The sequence below is a fragment of the Pedobacter sp. B4419 genome (assembly GCF_059693725.1).
In genome coordinates, this window is sequence record NZ_JCASSL010000002.1 from 1,735,267 (window position 1) to 1,756,998 (window position 21,732).

Annotated in this window: 15 protein-coding genes and 2 tRNA genes; 10 read left to right on the forward strand and 7 right to left on the reverse strand. The window is 42.8% G+C overall.

Features of this window, described 5'->3' with window-relative positions; translation table 11 throughout:
• The first annotated feature begins 38 nt into the window (after nucleotides 1–38).
• The 4 genes from AC570H_RS19000 to AC570H_RS19015 all read left to right on the forward strand — a co-directional run bounded on the left by AC570H_RS19000 (nucleotide 39) and on the right by AC570H_RS19015 (nucleotide 5,052).
• Nucleotides 39–2,432 carry a glycoside hydrolase family 95 protein gene (locus tag AC570H_RS19000; protein ID WP_497357777.1) on the forward strand — a complete coding sequence of 798 codons (2,394 nt, stop codon included), beginning with the start codon at nucleotides 39–41 and terminating at the stop codon, nucleotides 2,430–2,432.
• Nucleotides 2,433–2,471: 39 nt separating this feature from the next.
• Nucleotides 2,472–3,032, forward strand: coding sequence for a GNAT family N-acetyltransferase (locus AC570H_RS19005; RefSeq protein ID WP_497357779.1), 561 nt, complete (start codon nucleotides 2,472–2,474; stop codon nucleotides 3,030–3,032).
• 157 nt (nucleotides 3,033–3,189) lie between these two features.
• Nucleotides 3,190–4,176 carry a pyruvate dehydrogenase complex E1 component subunit beta gene (locus AC570H_RS19010; protein WP_497357781.1) on the forward strand — a complete coding sequence of 329 codons (987 nt, stop codon included), beginning with the start codon at nucleotides 3,190–3,192 and terminating at the stop codon, nucleotides 4,174–4,176.
• A gap of 375 nt (nucleotides 4,177–4,551) precedes the next feature.
• Nucleotides 4,552–5,052: a hypothetical protein gene (locus tag AC570H_RS19015; RefSeq protein WP_497357783.1), complete on the forward strand. Its 501-nt coding sequence runs from the start codon at nucleotides 4,552–4,554 to the stop codon at nucleotides 5,050–5,052.
• Nucleotides 5,053–5,055: 3 nt separating this feature from the next.
• Here AC570H_RS19015 and AC570H_RS19020 read toward each other — a convergent pair whose 3' ends face one another.
• Complete coding sequence (locus AC570H_RS19020) at nucleotides 5,056–5,658, reverse strand: hypothetical protein (protein WP_497357785.1); 603 nt, start codon at nucleotides 5,656–5,658, stop codon at nucleotides 5,056–5,058.
• A 66-nt stretch (nucleotides 5,659–5,724) separates the two neighbouring features.
• Here AC570H_RS19020 and AC570H_RS19025 point away from each other — a divergent pair, with 66 nt between their 5' ends.
• A complete protein-coding gene (locus tag AC570H_RS19025; RefSeq protein WP_497357787.1) occupies nucleotides 5,725–8,037 on the forward strand; it encodes a Tex family protein in 2,313 nt (770 codons plus the stop codon).
• Between the two features lie 69 nt (nucleotides 8,038–8,106).
• On the opposite strand, the gene AC570H_RS19030 is transcribed toward AC570H_RS19025, so the two are convergent.
• Nucleotides 8,107–8,487, reverse strand: a complete 381-nt coding sequence (locus tag AC570H_RS19030) for a hypothetical protein (RefSeq protein WP_497357789.1) — start codon at nucleotides 8,485–8,487, stop codon at nucleotides 8,107–8,109.
• A 137-nt stretch (nucleotides 8,488–8,624) separates the two neighbouring features.
• Nucleotides 8,625–8,972 carry a winged helix-turn-helix transcriptional regulator gene (locus AC570H_RS19035; RefSeq protein WP_497357791.1) on the reverse strand — a complete coding sequence of 116 codons (348 nt, stop codon included), beginning with the start codon at nucleotides 8,970–8,972 and terminating at the stop codon, nucleotides 8,625–8,627.
• A 131-nt stretch (nucleotides 8,973–9,103) separates the two neighbouring features.
• Between AC570H_RS19035 and AC570H_RS19040 the strand changes: the two genes are divergently transcribed.
• Nucleotides 9,104–10,108, forward strand: coding sequence for an NADP-dependent oxidoreductase (locus tag AC570H_RS19040; protein WP_497357793.1), 1,005 nt, complete (start codon nucleotides 9,104–9,106; stop codon nucleotides 10,106–10,108).
• A gap of 56 nt (nucleotides 10,109–10,164) precedes the next feature.
• Here the strand turns inward: AC570H_RS19040 and AC570H_RS19045 are convergent, their stop codons facing one another.
• A complete protein-coding gene (locus AC570H_RS19045) occupies nucleotides 10,165–10,641 on the reverse strand; it encodes an Lrp/AsnC ligand binding domain-containing protein (RefSeq protein WP_497357795.1) in 477 nt (158 codons plus the stop codon).
• A 187-nt stretch (nucleotides 10,642–10,828) separates the two neighbouring features.
• Between AC570H_RS19045 and AC570H_RS19050 the strand changes: the two genes are divergently transcribed.
• Together AC570H_RS19050 and AC570H_RS19055 are read left to right on the forward strand one after the other, a co-directional pair.
• Nucleotides 10,829–10,939 (forward strand) — tRNA-Asp (locus tag AC570H_RS19050).
• A 72-nt stretch (nucleotides 10,940–11,011) separates the two neighbouring features.
• Nucleotides 11,012–11,155, forward strand: a tRNA-Asp gene (locus tag AC570H_RS19055).
• 497 nt (nucleotides 11,156–11,652) lie between these two features.
• Here AC570H_RS19055 and AC570H_RS19060 read toward each other — a convergent pair.
• The 3 genes from AC570H_RS19060 to AC570H_RS19070 form a co-directional block, all read right to left on the reverse strand.
• The gene (locus tag AC570H_RS19060) at nucleotides 11,653–12,969 is read right to left on the reverse strand and encodes an amidohydrolase family protein (RefSeq protein WP_497357797.1); all 1,317 of its coding nucleotides are present in this window, start codon (nucleotides 12,967–12,969) and stop codon (nucleotides 11,653–11,655) included.
• The gene (locus AC570H_RS19065; RefSeq protein WP_497357799.1) at nucleotides 12,962–15,997 is read right to left on the reverse strand and encodes an amidohydrolase family protein; all 3,036 of its coding nucleotides are present in this window, start codon (nucleotides 15,995–15,997) and stop codon (nucleotides 12,962–12,964) included. The genes AC570H_RS19060 and AC570H_RS19065 overlap by 8 nt, the downstream gene beginning before the upstream one ends.
• A 185-nt stretch (nucleotides 15,998–16,182) precedes the next feature.
• Entirely contained in the window at nucleotides 16,183–19,371 is a 3,189-nt protein-coding gene (locus tag AC570H_RS19070; protein ID WP_497357801.1) for a TonB-dependent receptor, read from the reverse strand.
• Between the two features lie 208 nt (nucleotides 19,372–19,579).
• Here AC570H_RS19070 and AC570H_RS19075 point away from each other — a divergent pair, with 208 nt between their 5' ends.
• On the forward strand, nucleotides 19,580–20,023 hold the full coding sequence (locus AC570H_RS19075; protein ID WP_497357803.1) for a cytochrome B: 444 nt from the start codon (nucleotides 19,580–19,582) through the stop codon (nucleotides 20,021–20,023).
• Between the two features lie 298 nt (nucleotides 20,024–20,321).
• Nucleotides 20,322–21,725, forward strand: coding sequence for an anthranilate synthase component I family protein (locus AC570H_RS19080; protein WP_497357805.1), 1,404 nt, complete (start codon nucleotides 20,322–20,324; stop codon nucleotides 21,723–21,725).
• Nucleotides 21,726–21,732: the final 7 nt, after the last annotated feature.

Below are 21,732 nucleotides of genomic sequence, written 5' to 3' on the forward strand. Positions count from 1 at the left end.
TTTAAACACATATATTTAGCTTATCCTATACTCTATCTATGAAAAAATATCTCCTTTTAGTACTGCATTTGCTGTACGTTAGCACTGTGTTTGGGCAAAACTCAAATGCATTAAAACTCTGGTATACCAAGCCCGCCGGCCAATTTGAAGAAGCCTTGCCTTTAGGTAATGGCCGTTTGGGCGCGATGGTTTATGGCGGTGCCAAAACAGAACGATTTTCTTTAAACGAAGCAACGCTTTGGGCTGGTGGTCCGGTTAATCCAGATATGAATCCCAATGCCAAGAACTACCTGCAGCCGGTTAGGGATGCATTGTTTAGCGAAAACTATAAAAAGGCAGATTCGCTCATGCATTTTATGCAGGGAAGCTACTCAGAATCCTATGCTCCCCTGGGCAACCTGTACATCGATTTTAACCATCAGGGCGAACCAAGCGATTACAGACGAGAGCTGGATATCCAAAATGCCGTTTCGAAGGTCAGCTATGTTGTTAACAGAACAACTTATACCAGAGAAACATTTATCTCGCATCCCGATCAGGTGATGGTCATCAGGTTAACCGCAAAAGGAAAGGATAAACTTAATTTTACCTGTCGTTTCAATAGTTTGCTGCAAGCTAAGGTGGCTGTTGAAGCGGGTAACCTTCATTTTAAAGGGCATGCACCTTTTCATGCAGAACCTAATTACAGAGGCAATATACCCAACGCAATTGTGAATGATCCGGTTAATGCCATGCGTTTTTCTGCTATGCTAAGGGTATTAAAAACAGATGGGCAGCAAAGTTTGCGAGATAGCGCCTTAAATGTAGCCAACGCTACAGAAACGATCCTGCTGGTGTCTATGGCAACCAGTTTTAATGGCATCAATAAAAACCCGGGCACACAAGGCAAAGACGAAGTGGCTTTGGCGGCAGCTTACCTGCAACAGGCAACAGGTAAAACCTATGCCGAATTGCTCAAAAACCATACAGCTGATTTCAGAAAGTATTTTGATCGCGTGCAAGTAGATTTGGGAGATAAAGAAGCGGAAAATTTAACTACGATCGACCGCTTAAACCGATTTGCATCTGGTAAAACCGATAACAGTCTGGTCGCCCTGTATTACCAATATAGCCGTTACCTTTTGATCAGTTCATCGCGGGTGGGTGGTATCCCCGCAAATTTGCAGGGCATATGGAATGAATTGATGAGACCGCCTTGGAGCAGCAACTACACCACGAACATCAATGCTCAAATGAATTATTGGGGAGTAGAAACGGCTAATCTGTCAGAACTCCATCAGCCCCTGCTCGATTTTATTGGGCAATTGGCCAAAACAGGAACCGTAACGGCCAAAAATTATTACAATGCAGGCGGTTGGGTTTGTCACCACAATACAGATTTATGGGCCATGACCAATCCGGTAGGTGGATTTGGAGAGGGAGATCCGCAATGGGCCAATTGGCCTATGGGTGGCGTATGGTTGTCTACGCATTTATGGGAACATTATGCCTTTACCAAAGACGAAAGCTACCTGGCGAAACAGGCATATCCTTTAATGAAAGGTGCAGTGCAATTTTGCCTCGATTTTTTAACACCTGATAAGCAGGGGAATCTGGTAACTGCACCATCTACCTCGCCAGAAAACGTGTACATTACGCCAACAGGTTATAAGGGACAAACCCTGTACGGCGGCACGGCAGATTTGGCGATGATCAGAGAGTTGTTTGCCGACTATCTTAAAGCAGCAGCTGTACTACAAATTGACCAAGGCATGCAAGACCAGGTCAAAACGGCCTTAGCTAAACTATATCCTTATCAAATTGGCAAAAAAGGCAATTTGGAGGAATGGTACCATGATTGGGAAGACCAAGATCCACGCCACAGGCACCTTTCGCATTTATTTGCGGCTTATCCAGGCTACAGCATTACCAGCACGCAAACCCCAGAATTGGCCAATGCGGTGAAAAAATCATTAGAAATTAGAACCAATGAAGGTACAGGCTGGGCCATTACCTGGCGCATTAACCTTTGGGCGCGTTTGCAAAATGGCGAAAGAGCTTATGATGCCATTAAAAAAATGTTGCGCTACGTAGGTAAAGATGCCCAAATTAAAATGGGTGGCGGTGGCGTTTATGCCAATCTTTTTGGTGCACACCCACCATTTCAGATCGATGGTAATTTTGGAGGTGGTGCCGGTATTTCAGAAATGCTGTTGCAAAGTCATGAAGATTACATCGCGCTTTTGCCGGCCTTGCCTGTTGAGTGGGCCGAAGGCGATGTAAAAGGCTTGGTAGCCCGCGGAGGTTTTGTGGTAGACATGAAATGGAAAAATGGCAAGCTGATTGGAGCCAAAATCACTTCGAGAGCAGGTGGCAATTGTAAGATAAAATATGGCAACAAGTTAAAGGAACTGAAAACAGAAGCAGGCAAAAGTTATGCTATAGAAATTTAATGTATTTTGCTATAATTGGTTTTGCCAAATTTATAGAAGATGTTAGCATTTGATTTTCCGAATTTTCCTGTGCTCGAAACCGAAAGGCTCTTGTTGCGCGAGCATGCCTTAAGCGATACCGAAAACCTTTTTAAGCTGCGCACCAATGAAGAAGTGATGCGGTTTATCGATCGCGAGCGGCCAAAAAGCCTGCCAGACATGCAAAATTTCATCACCGTCTTTAACGAGGGTTTTTTAGCCGGACAGCACTTGGCCTGGGTCATTGCCTTCAAAGAGAAGCCTGAAGAAATGATCGGCGCTATTGGCTATTGGCGCATGAATTTGGCTAACCACAGGGCAGAAATCGGCTATATGCTGCATCCAGATTACTGGCGAATGGGCATTACAGCCGAAGCTTTGGTCAAAACCATCGCCTTTGGCTTCGAAACGATGGGTTTGCACAGCATCCAGGCTAATATCAATCCAAGCAACAATGCCTCTAGGCAAATCCTTTTGAAACACGGATTTGTAAAGGAAGCCTATTTTAAGGAAGATTACTACTTTAATGGAAAGTTCTTGGATAGCGAAATCTATTCGCTGTTAACCCCCATAAAAGGCTAATATTCTAATGCGGTTTTTAATGCTGGCCAAATAACAGTTCAGTCTAGATGCCTGATCCTTACTGCTTGATACCCAACTAAACATCGTGTAATCAAAACACTACTTTAAAATTACGATTCATTAGTTATATTTGCCCTCGGTAATTTTTGAACAAACAATGAGAGAGATCCAATTTAGAGAAGCGCTACGCGAAGCATTAGGCGAAGAAATGCGTAAAAACGAGAACATTTTTTTAATGGGCGAAGAAGTTGCGCAATACAACGGTGCATATAAAGTGAGTCAGGGCATGTTAGACGAATTTGGCGATAAACGTGTAATTGATACGCCTATTGCCGAATTAGGTTTTGCCGGTATAGGCATTGGTGCGGCGATGAACGGCTTGATTCCTGTTGTAGAGTTTATGACCTTCAACTTCTCTTTGGTTGCGATCGACCAAATTATCAATGGCGCAGCCAAAATATTGTCGATGAGCGGCGGCCAGTTTTCTGTGCCAATCGTTTTCCGTGGTCCAACGGGTAACGCGGGTCAATTAGGCGCACAGCACTCTCAAAACTTTGAGAACTGGTATGCTAACTGCCCAGGCTTAAAAGTTGTGGTTCCGGCTACACCTTACGATGCCAAAGGCCTATTGAAACAAGCTATTCTTGATCCAGATCCAGTAATTTTCATGGAATCTGAGGTAATGTATGGCGATAAAGGCGATGTGCCAGAAGGCGAATACTATTTAGAGTTGGGCAAGGCCAACGTGGTTAAAGAAGGTACAGATGTAACCATCGTAACTTTTGGCAAGATGCTAACCCGCGTAGTTAATCCAGCTGTAGAAGAGTTGACCAAAGAAGGCATCAATGCCGAAGTAATCGATTTGCGTACCGTACGTCCGATCGATTATGCAACCATCATCAACTCGGTTAAGAAAACCAACCGTTTGGTAATTGTAGAAGAAGCTTGGCCATTGGCTTCGATTTCTTCAGAAATTGCCTTCAACGTTCAAAAAAATGCATTCGACCACCTAGATGCGCCAGTATTGCGTATCACTTGTGCCGATGTGCCACTTCCGTATGCGCCAACCTTAATTGCTGCCAGCTTGCCAAATGCAGAAAAAGTGGTTAAAGCGGTTAAAGAAGTAATGTACGTGAATAAATAAAACCGATTACGCTGCGCTTAGTTTATATTGAGCTTGCCCAAATATCGAAGCGCGTAAAATATCATCCTCGAAGGAAACTTCGGGGATTTTTTTGTTTAATGGATTTCGGTTTTGTGAGCGGCTTGTAGTAACCAGTGTAGAAGTATAAGGCTAAGTGTAGGATTTAACTACATCCACAAAAATTTAAGGCTCGAATAGCTAATGATAGCGCATCACTGTTTACAACCATTTTTAAAATAGACATTGGCTGGAAAAGTGCTTAAAGCATCTTGTAAATAAGGATTAAGCAGAATTGGACAATGCTTTGGCGATTGGCAGCACAACTAACGGCACAAATCTTGCAAAATATTCTCCAAACAACTCAATCATAAAACTATGAAAAAATCTATTCTGATATTTCTTGTGAGCATACTATTTGTTGCATCATTAAGCTCATGTGGTAAAAAAGACGAGGATGGCAACACTGCATCTAGAGATTTCTTAATCAAAGGAACCATAGATGGTAAAGAGTTGGTTTGTCCAACCGGAAACGCCAATTTTTCTAAAGACCTTCAATCTGTACATGCCGTTGGCAGAATTAAATCGGGGAGCACGTTTACTGGCCTTGATTTGTTCTTTTTCCCTTTTACAGGAAAAGGTACTTATAATTTGGGCGGAGATTCTTTTCACATTGGCCAATATTATTTAACTGCAGATGGAAATGTAAATAATGCTTATAGTACAGGTGGCACTGCAGGGAGCAACGGAAAAATCATTGTGGAAAGTTATGCAAATGATATTGCAACCGGCACTTTTGAATTTACGGCAGGCAATACAAACGGCGGCTCAAAAAAAGTAACTAACGGAAGTTTTAAATTCAAAATCGTAAAGCCATAAGGGTTATACAATCCATACACCTTCTTCCTTTACAAAAACCCATTTACCGTTCTTCTTTGCCACAAAAACAAGCGTACCCATGCCCCAATTCCTGGTTTTGCCAACTTTGGTGCTTTGTTCAAAATAGTAGCAGGCTTGGCTGCGGTCTTTGTTAAAAACTACCCTGCTAAAGCTAAGCCTTCCGTTAAAATCCTTGTTTTGGTAAACAGAAGTATCAGTTGCTTTAACCAGCTGAATGTTCTTCGAGTTTGTGGTAAGTGTGGCAAGCTCCGATTGAAGATCTGATCCTATTAATTGCTTTTCCAGTTCACTGTTGGCTTTTTTTGGCCTGTATTCAAAATGTTTGAGGTTAAACAGGCTATCCTCAACGTGATAAATGTGTTTGCCGGCTTTATAGCCAGAGTCTCTGATGAGGATAGGTGTAGTGCCGGGATATCCAAGCTTTGGGCTAAGTTCGATCATGGCATTCATATCGTTTTCCGATACTGAGGAGGTGGCCTTTTCAAATGTCTGTTGGATCACCAAAATTTCTTCTTCCAAATTGTCTTGAGCTTGGCAGCCAAACAGGCAGATGGCCAGCAAATAAAACAGGTGTATCTTTTTCATAAATCAATGATGTTACACTAAATATTACTCATAATAGTTTTAATTTTACAGCTTTCCTAATTGAATATGAATATCCATTCTCCACAAATTGCTTCGCAATTAAATATCGCTAATAGCCAGGTAAATGCCACGCTTAACTTGTTAGACGAAGGCGCAACCGTTCCGTTTATTTCACGTTACCGTAAAGAACTGACCGGCAGTTTAGATGAGGTACAGGTGGCTGCCATCCGAGACCTTGCACAGCAGCTCCGCGAATTGGATAAACGTCGCGAGGCGATCTTAAAATCGTTAACCGAGCTGGAAAAACTAACGCCAGAGCTAGAGCAAAAAATCAATGAGGCCAAAACTATCTCAGCCTTAGAAGATATTTACCTGCCTTATAAGCCCAAACGCAAAACCCGGGCTTCGGTGGCTAAGGAGAAAGGATTGGAGCCTTTGGCCTTGCGCATTTTATCGCAGAGCAGGATTGATCCTGAAGAAGAGGCAAACGCCTATGTCAATGCCGAAAAAGGCGTAAACAGCAATGCGGAAGCCCTAGCTGGCGCCCGCGACATTATTGCGGAAATGGTGAGCGAAAATGCCGAAGCCAGGACCAAAATGCGCCATTACTTTATGCAAAAAGCTACATATAAAACCGTGTTGGCCAAAGGCAAGGAAGAAGAAGGCATCAAATACAAGGATTATTTTGAGTGGGAGGAAAATGCAAAAACTGCACCATCGCACCGCGTATTGGCCATGTTAAGGGGCGAAGAAGAAGGCTTTTTAAAGCTCGATGTGTTGCCTCCCGATGAGGGCGCAGTAGATCTGCTCGAAACCCAGTTTATAACTGGCCGTAATGCCTGTAGCGATCAGGTACAATTGGCCATAGGCGATGGCTACAAGCGTTTGCTTCGTCCGGCAATGGAAACTGAACTGAGGGCTACCATTAAGCAAAAAGCAGATACCGAAGCCATACGTGTATTTGCCGAAAATGCCCGTCAGCTGTTAATGGCAGCGCCCTTGGGCCAAAAGAATGTGATGGCCATAGATCCAGGCTTCAGAACGGGCTGTAAAGTGGTTTGCCTAGATCGGCAAGGGAAACTGTTAGAAAACACCAATATTTATCCGCATACTGGCCAAGGCAATTTAAAAGATGCTGAGTGGCAAGTGAAGCAACTGTGCGATAAATATGAAATAGAGGCGATTGCTATCGGCAATGGAACAGCCGGTCGCGAAACCGAAACTTTTGTACGTGGCTTGCGCATACCAGAGGTAACCGTTGTAATGGTTAACGAAAGTGGGGCATCTATTTACTCGGCATCGCCATTGGCAAGAGAAGAGTTTCCAGATAAAGATGTAACCGTTAGGGGTGCGGTGTCTATCGGCAGGCGTTTGATGGATCCTTTAGCCGAATTGGTGAAGATCGATCCGCGCTCAATCGGCGTAGGCCAATACCAGCACGATGTAGACCAAGGCCAATTGAAACAAAGTCTGGATGATACCGTAATCAGTTGTGTAAATGCCGTTGGTGTAGAGCTGAATACCGCTTCTAAGCAGGTTTTGGCCTATGTATCAGGTCTAGGCGAGCAATTGGCGCAGAATATTATCGATTACCGTAATAAAAATGGCGCATTTAAAAATCGGGAAAGCCTTAAAAAAGTAGCGCGTTTGGGTGATAAGGCCTTTGAACAGGCTGCAGGCTTTTTACGTATTCGCGATGCAGAGCAGGTTTTAGATCGAAGTGGGGTGCATCCGGAGCGTTATGCGTTGGTTAAGCAAATGGCGACAGATTTAGGCTGTACAATAAACGACTTAATGAAAGACAGCAACCTCCAAAAACAGCTGAACCTGCAGCGTTATGTGAGCACTACCGTTGGTTTGCCTACTTTAAATGATATTGTAAAAGAGCTGGCAAAGCCTGGACGCGATCCGCGTGAGCAATTCGAGGTGTTTAGCTTCGCCGATGGCGTGAACTCGATAGAAGACCTTAAAACAGGTATGAAACTGGCAGGTATCGTAACCAACATTACCAATTTTGGTGCTTTTGTAGATATAGGTGTGCATCAGGACGGATTGGTGCATACGAGCCAATTGGCCAATCGTTATGTAGCCAACCCTAACGAAGTGGTAAAAGTTAGTCAGGTAGTACAGGTAACCGTGGTTGATGTAGATGTAGCACGAAAAAGAATCTCTTTATCGATGAAGGAGAACAGTCCAAAAGAACAAGGATTAAACAACAAAGACCAAGGGGGAAGGAACAAAGAGCAAAGACCACATCCAAAGGATCAGGGAACAAGAAATAAGGATCAAAAGACATATGCCAAGCCAGCCAAAACTGAAAAAGAAGTAGATGGCGATTTGCAGGCCAAACTGGCCGCACTGAAAGGTTTGTTTAAATAGCCTGGCTTGCTGGCCAAACGTAAGAATGGTCGAGATATGTCATCTCGACCATTTTGAAATACCTAAGGTTTATCCTTCTTCTAGTTTTTGTTTAACCTTTTCGGCCACTTTCTTTAAGCTCATTAAACCAGTGCCTACCTTAACAAAGCTGATGGTCAATTTTATTTTATCGCCATCCTTTGTTGCCGTTACATCAGCTACATAATAATCGGCTTTAGAGCCAGTCGTTCTGGTCGCGTTAAATGTGTTTTTCTGAATGCCATTTGTAGAGATGAATTTATTCTCTAACAGTGCGTTTTTTGCTTTTAGCAGGGCATCGTCAATCGTGGTGCTTTTGCTGATGACTTCAATCACAATTGGGTCTGCCTTTAGGTTTTTTGAAGCAAAGGCTGCTGTGCCCAAAGTGCTAACCAGCAATAAGACAGCTAAGGTTTTGATTGTGTTTTTCATTATTTTCGTTTTAGAAAATAAATATCACCGTAATATTTTGGATTTCAGTTAAATAAAGCAAAAATCATGGTTTTCAGTGAGGCGATTTTTCCCCGCTAATCTTAAGGAATAGTTGAGGCGCTATCACTATCAATTTCTTAATTGTCCTCTCTAGGCTCATGCCATTCAGAAAGGGCTATTAAAATAGGAAGCAACGCATTTCCTTTCTCGGTTAAGTGATAGTCTACCCTAACAGGTACTTCTGGAATAATCTCTTTTGATAGGAGTTTGTCGGATTCGAGCTCTTTGAGCTGTTTGCCTAAAGCTTGGTCTGATATGGTGGGCAATACGCTTTTAAGCAGGCTAAACCTGTTAATGCCCTCCGAAATATGGATGAGAATGAGTGCCTTCCATCTTCCCGAAATTACATTTAAGGCTCCATTGATCCTGCAAGAGTTTAATAGAAAAGTTTTGTTTGCAGCATTGGAAGAGGTCTCTTTGATCATAACTCACATTTTTTTGAGTAACTCCACTTAAGATGGGTTATTGCATGTTTATGCCCTTTGGCTAACCTTTGTAAAGATAACAAACAAAATTAAAATAGGTCGATGAGGCCATTATGCTAAAGGAGGGCTAAATGAAGGCAATCATATTAAATGAATTTGGAGGTGCCGAGAATTTCGAACTGGCAGAAATGCCCACTCCAGTGCCCAGCAAAGATGAATTATTGATTAAAATAAAGGCTACGGCTTTTAATCCAATTGATTATCAAATGAGGAAAGGACTGAGGGAAAGTCAGCTCATGCATTCTCCTGTACTTGGTCGCGAATTGGCTGGAATTGTAGAGGGAGTTGGGCCGGAAGTAAAAAACTTTTCAATTGGAGATGCTGTTTTTGCTTCCTCGGGGAGCAGCGGGTCCAACGGCAGCTATGCAACATATATTTCGCTTACCGAAAAGCGGGTAGCTAAAATGCCTACAAACATTAGTTTCGAACAAGCAACAGCTGTCCCATCGGCAGGCTTAACTGCTTGGCAAACCTTCAGCCGTTTAAACATGGGAGAAAAAGAAAGTGTTTTGGTTACTGGAGGGAGTGGAGCGGTAGGTTCGTTCTTCATCCGATTGCTTAAATACCATGGCATTCATCAAATTGTGAGTATGGCCGGCAATGAAGCAAGCAGGCTGGCTTTAAAGGAGTTGGGATTGAGGGATGAGCAAATTATAGCCTATAAAGAACCGGAACTGAAGAAAAACATCTTGGATGCCAACCAGGGAAGCGATTTCGATCATGTGGTAGATCTTGTTGGTGCCAGCATCGCCGAAACGGCAGCGTCGGTTCTAAAAGTAAATGGCACTTATGCCGATATAACTTTTTTGGGAACCGAAAAAACAAGAGAAAGGCTGTTCGATATCGGAGCTACAGTATTAAACATTTCTAATTATGCTTTTGCAATGGGCAACCAGCTCGAGTGGTACGCAACAACCTTAAAGCAACTGGCATATTTAATGGAAAATAAGAAAATTGTACCGCCAAGCATTAAAATCGTTGGTGGTTTTTCTGTAAATACCGTTCAAGAAGCCCATGAGCTTATGGAGCAAAACCTAAGCAAAGGAAAAAAGCTGGTGATGAGCATCACATCTTAAACTACCAAGCATGCTAGTTTGGTTGTTTCATAGGCTGAGTTGCTATAAACTATCGCCTAGCTCAATTCGATCTGCCTTTTGATGCTTTCTTCTAAGGAGATCAGCGTTTCGGTGCGTTGAATTCCCTTTACGGCCTGTATCTCTTCATTAAGCACATGGCGCAGGTGGTTGGTATCCCGACAGGTAATTTTGGCAAACATGCTATAAGAACCGGTCGTATAATGGAGCTCTACCACTTCTTTAATATTGCTCAAATGTTCTACCGCATCTTTATAAAGCGATCCCTTTTCTAAATAGATGCCTAAAAAGGCCGTAATATCGTAGCCAGCTTTTTTAGGGTCTATAATGAGGTGAGAGCCCTTGATAATGCCCATATCTGATAATTTCTTCATCCTTACGTGTACTGTTCCGCCCGAAATGATCAAATCTTTGGCGATTTCGGTATAAGGTTTAGTGGCATCCTGCATCAGGTGGGTTAAAATCTGGATATCGAGGTTGTCAATTTCTAAATTTTGGGTTTCTTTTTTAAGCATAATTTTCTTAAATTTTAATGATATTGCTAATTTATTATAATATTTACAAAAATAAAAGAAAAACATTAAAATATTTGCAACGTATTTGCTATTTGTCTTATGTTTGTATCAAGCAATTCGGTTAGCAGTTGCCAGTTAGCAGTTCAAACTGCCAATTGAAAATTGCCAACTGAAAAACTTAAAATACTGTAGGGTGGTGAAATTGGCAGACACACCTCCTTGTCTCGGTGGTAGAGAATAATGGGAAATCCAGCAATGGTACAACCACTCTATGAAGGTTCGACTCCTTCCCCTACAGCAACTCAGTTAGCAGTTAACAGCTTGCGGTTTGCAACTGGAAACTGAAAATTGTAAACTGAGCACTAAAGAATGTTGGGTGGTGAAATTGGCAGACACACCTCCTTGTCTCGGTGGTGGGGATTATGGGACAAACGCAATTTATGGGTTGACCACAAATTAATTTTGAATTGCAGCTAACTACCCCTTGAAGGTTCGACTCCTTCCCCAACAGCCAGTTTTATAAATAATAAGTTAGTTAAGGGAGCGGTTTGAAATTCAAACTGCTCTTTTTTTTGTCATTTCGGTTTTAAGGGTTGTCTTTATTGTGTATGAGTTTGTTATTCAGTAAATTAGGTTAATTAACCAGTTAATTGCACTAAATTAAACACAAAATCATTATGATTAGAAAAGCTTTATCTAGAAATGAAATGAAGCAGATTGGAGGTGGTGGAAGTGGTTGTGGAGGCAATGAGACATTTAGATGTAATGCCTGCTGGAGTACCTGCATTTACGAACCTTTCGGGCCAGGTGCAGGTTGCCCTCCTGGAGGTAATTGTATCCTAAAGGAATGTCCTAGCATGGAATCGTGCTGCGATCTTTACGAAGACTATAGGTATTATGCGAGATGCGATTGGGAAGTATAATCGTCTATTCAGCAAAAACAAAAAAGGCCAGCTCAGTTTGAGTTGGCCTTTTTCTTGAAGACTTACGAAGTTTCTAAACTTCACAAGTCTATTTAATTCCGTACTTGTCGCTGAATTTTTTATCCAACTGTTTGTGCAGGTTATCCAAGTTAATAGAACGGCCTTGGATAAAAGCTTCTTCAACCTTGTTGCTTACCATATCCAGTGCATCGCCGGCAGAAATAAAGAAAGTGGCATCTTTGCCAATAGCTAAACTTCCTGTGGTTTTGTCAACACCCATCGCTTTGGCTGCATTCAGCGTAATGGTTTTTAAGGCATCTTCTTTGCTCATGCCCCAGGCAGAAGCGGTTCCCGCCATAAACGGCAGGTTGCGTTGTTGCCAAAAACCATCAATGCTCAATACTACCGTTACACCAGCATTGCTTAATAGCGCCGCATTTTTGTAAGGCAGATTCACATCGTCATCTGCATTGTTAGGCAAGGCATGAGGTTGTTTAACCACAACAGCTACATTGTTCGATTTTAAGAAATCGCTTAGCAAATGCGCGTCATCGCCACCAACAATTACCGGGGTAATGCCGAATTTTTTGGCAAACATTACTGCACTTACGATATCTTTTTGCGCATTGGCAGTGATGAACAATTTCTCTGTACCATTAAAAAGACCTTTCATGGCCGCCATGCGGGTATTGGTTACCGCTGGAGTAGCTTCAGTATAGGCTTTGGATTCGGTAAAGAACCTGGTGAGTTCTGCTATGGCATTTTGGGTACGCTCGTTAGGATCAACACCTCCGGGTACAACACCAAATCGGCCGCCACCGCCAAAACCACCTCTGCCACGGGGAGCAGTTGGCCAGGTCATGTGCATGGCATCTTCTTTCTTAAGAGCTGCATCTTCCCAGTTCCAGGCGTCTAATTGTACTACCGATGAACTGCCAGAAATACTGCCACCTTTTGGTGTGATCTGCGCCATTAAAATACCATTGCTGCGCAAAGTAGCTGGAACCTTAGAGTCGGTGTTATAAGCGATGATAGAGCGGATGTGCGCGTTGTTCTCGCCCAACTCATCTTCATCAATGGTTGCCTTTACCGATTCGATCTCCACCAAACCCAAATTGGTAATCGGGGCAATAAATCCAGGGTAAATGTGCTTGCCGTTGGCTGCAATGGTTTTGGCATCAGTTAGGTTCAGTTTTACGGTAGTGGCATCGCCAATTCCTGTAATCTTGCCCTTGTCGAAAATCATATACCCATTTTGGATAACGTTGCCTTCGCCGGTATGGATGGTGGCACCCATTACGATAATCCTTTGGCTTTGTGGCTTAGCTGGAGAAATATTGGCTTGTCCGTAGGCAAAACTTGTAGCCGCAAACAAAGCTATAGCTGTACTGATATACTTATTCATGATTATGTTCTCCTTCCATTTGGTTCATTTCTGCCCAATAATCTTCTTCGGTTTCGCAAGCATACAATCTTGGTGGACGCTCGCCAAACGCACGTTGTGTACGGGCACCTGCGTTTTTGCTTTCCAAAAGTTTTTGAATGATGCGGGCTTTCTCTGCTGATTGTGCTTTTTGGGTTTGCGCATCGCGGTCTATATCCCAATAGGCGATACCATCAACAAAGGTTTTTTCTGCCTTGGCATAAATAGAAAGCGGGTTGGCCGACCAAATTACCACATCGGCATCTTTGCCTGCTTTAAGACTGCCTACCTTGTTGTCGATGTGCAACATGCGGGCAGGATTAAGGGTTACAAATTTTAGGGCTTCTTCTTCTGGTACGCCACCATACAATACAGCTTTACCTGCCTCTTGGTTTAACCTGCGCGCCATTTCGGCATCATCAGAGTTGAAAGCGGTTGTAATGCCAACGTTGTGCATGATTTTTCCGTTGTAAGGAATGGCTTCCTGAACCTCCATTTTATAGGCCCACCAATCTGAGAAGGTTGAACCTGCAATACCATGCGCCTTCATTTTATCGGCCACTTTATAGCCCTCCAAAATGTGGGTAAAGGTGTTGATTTTAAAACCTAAGCTATCAGCCACATGAATTAACATGTTGATTTCGCTTTGTACATAAGAGTGGCAAGTGATGAAACGCTTGTTGTTCAAGATTTCTACGATCGCATCCAATTCCAGGTCTCTGCGTACATTGCTGCCTTTTACGGCCAATGCTTTTTCATATTCTTTGGCGCGGGTAAATTCATCCACAAAAGTCTGCTCAACGCCCATACGAGTTGATGGGAAACGTTGGTTATTTTGCGATGAGCTCTGTTTTACGTTTTCGCCTAAGGCAAATTTGATAAAGCCATCGCTGCCTGCAAATTTCAATTCTTCTGGCGTTTTGCCCCAACGCAGTTTAATCAACTGGGTTTGGCCACCAATAGGATTTGCCGAACCGTGTAAAATATGCGAGGTAGTAACCCCACCAGCCAACTGGCGATAAATGTTTACATCTTCAGAGTTGATCACATCGGCAATGCGTACTTCGGCCGAAACCGATTGGGCACCTTCGTTAATGCCGCCACTGCCTGCAATGTGCGAGTGTTCGTCAATCAAGCCGGCAGTAATGTGTTTACCGGTAGCATCAATCACCTTGGCGTTGCCAGCCGATAGGTTTTTGCCAACCGCCTTGATTTTTCCACCTTCTAAAAGTACATCTGCATTTTGCAATATGCCTTCTTTTTCATTGGTCCATACAGTTGCATTTTTCAATAAAACCGTTTCCTGGGTAGGTAAAGTGGTTGATCCAAAAGCAATAAACGGATAGATAACCGGGCCGTTGTTAAGGGCTGGCTTAGGTTCTTCTCGTTTTGGAGCATCTTTGGCGGCTTCTTTAAAAGTGCCATTCCAGGTGCCTGCCGGAAGCGAATTCAATACCACGTCGCCTTTAAAGGTAAGTGGCGTTGCGCTGGTTAAATAACCGCTCAAGCGAACATCGCCAACCGGATTTTTCTTCAGGTTAAAAGTAATAGTTACCCAGTCGCCGCTGCGGCTAAAAGTAGCATTGGTTTTAACGCTGTCGGCACCCAAACGTTCAATGGCTGCTACAGAGCCTCCGTTGGTACCTGTAATTTTTAAAAGGGTAGTGCCAATACCGTCGATGTTTAGGCTATAAGTGCCACGCAAGTCGGTTACATCCATTTTGTTAACTACAAAGCGTTTGCCTTGTACCCAGTTTTCGAAAATGATATTTCCTGGCTTGAAAATGTTGTCGGAAGTGATCAGAAAGTTGGCCAATTTGCCTTTTTCTAGCGTACCTACTTTATCGCCAATACCCAACAAGCCTGCCGGAACTTCGGTTACTGCCATTAAGGCTTGTTTTTCGGTTAGGCCGTTGGTGATTGCCTGACCAAGATTGGTCCAGAAATCCTTAGGACTTTCCAGGCCAAAAGTAGTGAGTGCAAACTTAACGCCTGCTTTTTCTAAAACGCCGGGATTGGTTGGTGCCAATTCCCAGCCTTTTAATTGGGCTAGGCTAAGGTTTCTGGCTTCTGTAGGGTCTTCCACATCAAAAGCTTTCGGGAAACTGATGGGGATAATCAAAGTAGCTCCCGTAGCTTTAACCGCGTCGATACGTTGGTACTCGTCGCCAGTTGATTTGATGATGAATTGTTTGTTAAATTCCTTGCCTATTTTGTCTACGCGCAAGATATTGGCCCATCCATCGGCTTCGAAAAGCTGTGGCAAACCTTGCTGTTTGTTAAATTGCTCTAAAGAAATGTTGTATTCTTCTTTTTGGTTTTTGTACCAGCTGGCATCCAAATAAGTTTGACGCAGCAAAGCAATAGAACCCATTAAAGAAGAAGGGTAGTCGTTGGTAGAAGTACCTCTGTTAAACGAATAGTTGGCTGCGCTTTGATCGTTCAGCATCACTTCGTTTTCCTTGCCATCTTTTAGGGTAACGGCGGCTGAAGTACCACGGGCGATACCATCGCGGTTCACTACGTTTACGCTACCAAAACCAGCCTTGCGCAAGTCGTCTGCTTTTTTGGTATCAATGGTGAAAATACTCTTTACTTCGGTTTCTGGTCGGATACTTTCATTCCAGCCATAAGCTCCTTTTTTGGTAGAGGTAAAAATCGACTGACGGCCAAAGAAACCTCCTCCGCCTGCTTGTGCACGTTGTGCTTCTGGAATGCCATAAGTAGTAAAGGCATCCACCAGCGATGGATAGATGTATTTTCCTTTCAGGTCGATCACCACATAGCCTTTCGGGATTGTAGTACCGGTACCTACCGATTGGATGGTTTGGTTTTTGATCAGCAATACGCCATTGCTGATGGTTTGGTTGGCGTTAACCACAATGTTTGCATTGGTAAAAGCATACAATCCGGGTCTGATGTCAAAAGAACCATTTACGGGATAAGTCTGCTGTGCAAACAAAAATGCAGTAGAAAACACCAGCGTTAACGCGAGTAGAATTTTCTTCATAATTGTTGTTAAGTTAAGAGCTTAAATCTATTGATAAATAAAGATTTATACCGCACCTAACTTTTATTTTACATTTTGTGCACAATAAATTAACCAAAGGCCAAAAAGCGAAGGAAAATAAAGCTTATAAACAGAAAAACCCACCTGCATATTCGCAAGTGGGTTTAATAAATTAGATTTTTTGGTTAAAATCCGTAACGTAAGCCCAATTGGAACTGATATGGGTTGCCAGAAGGGTTAACTACGCCTTTGTTGTTTACGCTATAAGTAAAAGATTTGGCTGTGTTGTCGAAAGCAGAAACAGCATATAAAGCTTGGTTGCCTAACGATTCGTTCACACCCCATTTCTTGTTCAGCAAGTTGGCAAAGTTGAAAATATCGGCAGAAACTTCGATGTTATGAGATTTTTGGATCTTGAATTTTTTGCTCACCCTCACATCAACAATTCCAAAAAAGTTATTGATACCACCGTTACGCTCGGCAATTTTTCCCGAATATTTCAAGATATAGTCTTTCAGGCTTTGGCTGGCCAATGGGTTGTCTAGCAAAGTTTGCAAGCCTGTGCGCACATTCGCAGGTACGGCAGGATTGCTTCTGTCAAAAATAAAAGCCAAATCGTTGGTTGTTACAAAATCGCCATTGGTATTGCCACCAGACAACAATGAGTAACGTGTGCCGCCAATGCCCGAGTAACGAACACCAACAGAAACGCCATAGAAAGTTGGCAAGGTGCCATAAATAACCACTTTGTTGCGGAACTGACCGTCTGAGTAGCTCATTTTGTTAAGGTTTCGCGGATCGTCTTTTACAGGTAGGGATAGCGTTGCCGAGTTAGCTACGTTACCATTAAATGAAGTATTGTCTTTTGAATCGTTCCAGGTAAAGCTGGCCGAAATCTCGCCATCTTTAAAGTATTGCCAAGTAGCATCTATCACCACGGCAAACTGATTTACCTTGCCTTTGCTGTTCAATTCCAATACACGGCCAAACTTATTGCTTAAACGGCCAGTTTTCCAATCAGAAACACCATTGCTGGCATTGATCGTTGGTACAAATACACCACGATTATCTTCGTTTGGCAAGGTGAAGAACGGATTGGCAACCATATTTCTATCTACGTACATGTAGTTGTGTCTCCCCAAAGAAGCATAGCCACTGATGCCCACTTTCAACTTGTCGGTAATCAATTTGTTATAAGAAATGTTGGCTTTGTAAATAACCGGAACCTTTGCATCGCTTGCATTTGTATTGATGGTTGGCAATTGGAAGTTTGCCAAAGTAGGCGCGCTTAAACCGGTTCTATAGCCAGGGAAATTTGGCGTAGGGACATCGGCACCAAAAACATCAACAGTTGCCAAGTGCTTGCCATCAAAAGTCAAGTTGTTAATGGTTACATAGTTGTTAATGTCTGAACCAAAGATACCAGCACCGAAACGTACATAATCAGTATGTTTTTCGTTAATATCCCAGTTCAACTGGATTCTAGGCTGCACTAAAAATTGGGTCAGTTTATGATCTGTTCTCACGCCTAGCTCTTGAAATAAGGTCTGATTTAGTGGCGATGTTGGATACGCACTGTAATCAACGCGCAAACCGGCGGTTAAATCTAGACCAAGGCCTAATTTGGTTTGCATTTGGCCATAAAGTGCTGCATTCCAAATTCCAGCCTTTACCGTTGGATCGGCTACCAAAGGAACTTCTCGGTAATATCTGTTTGGTGCCAGATTCTCAAAATTTGTAAGCGCAGGGATAGTGATTTTCTTTGTTGGATCGTTAGGAAATGCAGGGTCTTGTATTTGAGAACTCGAATACTCAAACCTTCCATTCACCTCGCTGCCATATAATGACGTAGCACGGGTATACATTACATCAACACCAAAGGTATACTTGATCTTATCGGTGTTGTAATAAAAATTATCTACCAATTGAAACACGTTATTGGTAAATCCTTCTTGACCAAAGCGATGGCCACCAATTTGAATGGCTGTTTTTGGTTTTGAGCCATCGGCAAATGTCGATTCCACGTTGCTCACAATAGCTCTTGGAATGGCATACTGCAATTGATCGTTTTGTGTACTGGCTTGGAAAGTATACAAGTGTTGGAACTTCAATTCGTTGGTTACTTTGCTGCTCACGGTGGTACGCAAAGTGGCCAATAAACTGTTGTCAACGTTCTTGTCATTGCCATAGCTTTCAAAGAAGTTGATCGCTGTATTATCGGCCAAGCCCAACGGATTTCTGTCGTTGGTGTAGTTGTCGCGAACGGTTAGCAAGTTCTTGTCGTTAATCTGCCAGTCTAAACGAGCAAATGCCGCATCCGAACCACGTTTTTTGTCGAAACTACCATATTGTGGCGTATTCGCTACGCCATATTTTGCACGTGCAATGCTTTGGAAACGATCCAAAGTAGCCTCGTTAATGTTAAACCTGGCTTCATCTGCAGGCGAGTTGATATCGGCAATAATTAGCGGACGGGAATCTTTTTGATGATCCCAAGCCACGAAATAATGCAGTTTATCTTTAATAATCGGTCCACCCAAAGTAAAACCATACTGATAAGTAGAGAAATCGTTATCACGTTTGGTTCCCCTAATGTCGTACGGACTAGCCAACCAATCGGCACGGCCATAGCCAAAAGCACTGCCACTTAAGGTGTTGGTACCCGCTTTGGTTACCGCGCTTACGGTACCGCCACCTGCACGACCAAAAGTAACATCATACTGGTTGGTTACTACCTTAAATTCCCTTACCGCTTCGATAGAAATCGAATAAGGTGCACCGCTTCTGCTGGTAGTGGAACCTGCCGAAGTTGGGTTTTTGGCATTCATGCCATCGATGGTGTAATTGGTAGAAGAACCTAGCTGACCTGCAATGTTGCCACCACGGCTCAATGGCGAAAGATCCATCAAGGTGGTGAAGTTACGGCCGTTTACAGGCAATTTGGTAATGGCTTTGGCCGAAATCTCGGTAGAAGCACCAAAGTTCTGCACCTTGTTCCTCAAGCCCGAGGCTACCACCTGCACTGCTTCTAGGGTTTGCGAAGTAGCCAGCATGCTGATGTTTACCTTAACAGCATCGCCCTGGTTAAGCATGTAGCCCGAGCGGTTTTGATCGCCTAAACCTGTAAAAGTGGCTTTAACAGTGTAGGGACCACCCAATGGAAGTTCTTTAAACGTAAACTCGCCATTGGCATTGGTGTTTGTTCTGGTGGTAAAACCCGTCGATTCGTTTTTAACCTGTACAGAAACGCCTGCAATAGGTTTCTTTTGCTCATCGGCAACAATACCTGAAATTGAAGCTTGCGTAGTTTGGGCCAAAACCTTGCCGGTTCCCAAAAAGCATAGCAAAATAAAAGAAAGTAAAAAATACCTCATAGTTAATTAATTTGTTTGCCGCAAAATTCTTGCGTAAACATTAACTCAGGAGTAGGCTTTTGATTAAGTAATTGTAATGGGAATATTACATTTTGCCGAGCCCCCTGTTAACTCAGTATTAAGAAGATTTATAAATAAAGTAAATGGATTTACTTTTGTTATTAATTAGCTATTTTTGGTTTGAACAAAAAATTAAATTGCTTATACAATGAACGAGATCCTTAAAAGTGCGCACTCAGGTTGGCGCTATGTTGTTTTTATCCTTTTGGTAGTTGCCATTATCAATGCGCTATCAGGCTGGTTTGGCAAAAAAGCCTATACCGAAGGCAACAGAAAACTAAACGTTTTTACCTTGGTAAGTGCCCATATCCAATTGTTGTTGGGGCTGGCGGTGTACTTTTTGAATGGCTGGTATAAGGTAGACAGTTCTATCGCGATGGGCCGTTACTGGAAAATGGAGCATATCGGTATGATGATTTTGGCTATTATCTTGATTACCGTTGGAAATTCGAGGTCTAAAAAAGTAGCAGATGCAGCAGCCAAACATAAAAATATCGCTGTTTTCTTTGGTCTGGGGCTGATTATCATTATCGCTACGATTTTTATGATGGTGAAAAGCGACCCGTCGAGAACTTTCTTTGGAGTTTCTTAGTTGCTGAGCTTCAATTTGATGGCAGGACGAAAAAAATCCAAAATATTTTGATTATTTAACTTTTTATATATTTTTGCTCCACGATGATCAACAATATACATACTTGGCAGTGGCGTGGTAATTCTAAACAGAGTTGCGTCGTAGCCTTGTGTACCTTATAGTTTATCAACTTAAACCTAAACTTAAACCACATTTAAACCCGACGGAACCACACGTCGGGTTTTTTGTTTTGAAAATAATTGCTAAAAAGAGATTGCTTCGTCGCTCCTCCTTGTAATGGCGAAATAAAAAAAAGAATATGAAAACATACCAGATACAAACACACACCAAAAAGCGCTTGGCCGATACCACTACACCGGTAAGCATCTACCTGCGCCTGCGCGATGTGTTTCCGAACACCATTTTATTGGAAAGTTCCGATTACCATAGCCGTGAGAATGCCACCAGCTATGTATGTGCCGAACCCGTTGCCGGACTGCTTTTGCAGGATGAGAAACTGAGCGCCTATTTTCCGGATGGTGAAAAAACGAGCAAGAACGATTTTGTGCTGACTGATGAAATCGCTGCTTTTAAGTCGAAATTCAAGCCGGTAAGCCCTAAAATTGACAAACATATTTCGACCGGTCTTTTCGGCTATTTTACCTGGAATACCGTGCAGCATTTCGAAGATATCCGTTTTACGGCACAAGCACCGGCCGATGATCAGATTCCTGCCATGCAGTACCATGTGTATCGCTACATTATTGCCATAGATCACTTTAAGAATGAGATTACCTTGTTTAAAAATGTATTTAACGACGATGAGGATGCAGATCTGACGAAAATAGAATACCTTATCCAAAACAAGAACTTTCCCGAATACAGTTTTCAGACACAGGGCGAAGAAGAATCCAACCTCACCAACGAAGGTTTTATGGACATGGTAGAACAGCTGAAAAAACATATCTATCGTGGCGATGTTTTCCAGATCGTGCCTTCAAGGGCATTTAAACAAGGCTTTTTGGGCGACGAATTTAATGTTTACCGTTGCCTGCGCTCTATCAACCCATCACCTTACCTGTTTTATTTTGATTACGGCAGTTTTAAGCTGTTTGGTTCTTCGCCAGAGGCACAAATTACCGTAAGCAATAATGTAGCCAGTATTTATCCCATTGCAGGCACCTTTAAGCGTACCGGAAACGACGAAGAAGACGCTGCCTTAGCTAAAAAACTGGAGCAGGATCCTAAAGAAAGCGCAGAGCACGTGATGTTGGTCGATTTGGCCCGTAACGACTTGAGCAGGCATTGTTCTGGGGTGGAGGTCAAATCATTTAAAGAGGTACAATACTATTCGCATTTGATCCACTTGGTATCGAAAGTAAGTGGCAATTTGCAAGAGGGAACAAGTGCTTTTAAAGTAGTTGCCGATACCTATCCTGCCGGAACTTTAAGCGGTGCACCGAAATACAAGGCCATGCAGCTGATAGATCAATATGAAAAACTGAGCCGTACTTTTTATGCCGGCGCCATTGGCTATATGGGTTTTAACGACGACTTTAACCACGCCATTATGATCCGAACGTTTATGAGCAAGAATAACCAGTTGCATTACCGTGCAGGTGCGGGTATTGTGGCCGATTCGGTAGCGGAGAGCGAGCTGAATGAGGTAAACAACAAAATAGCCGCCTTGCGCCGTGCAATAGCCATGGCAGAAGAGATTTAAGATTTTA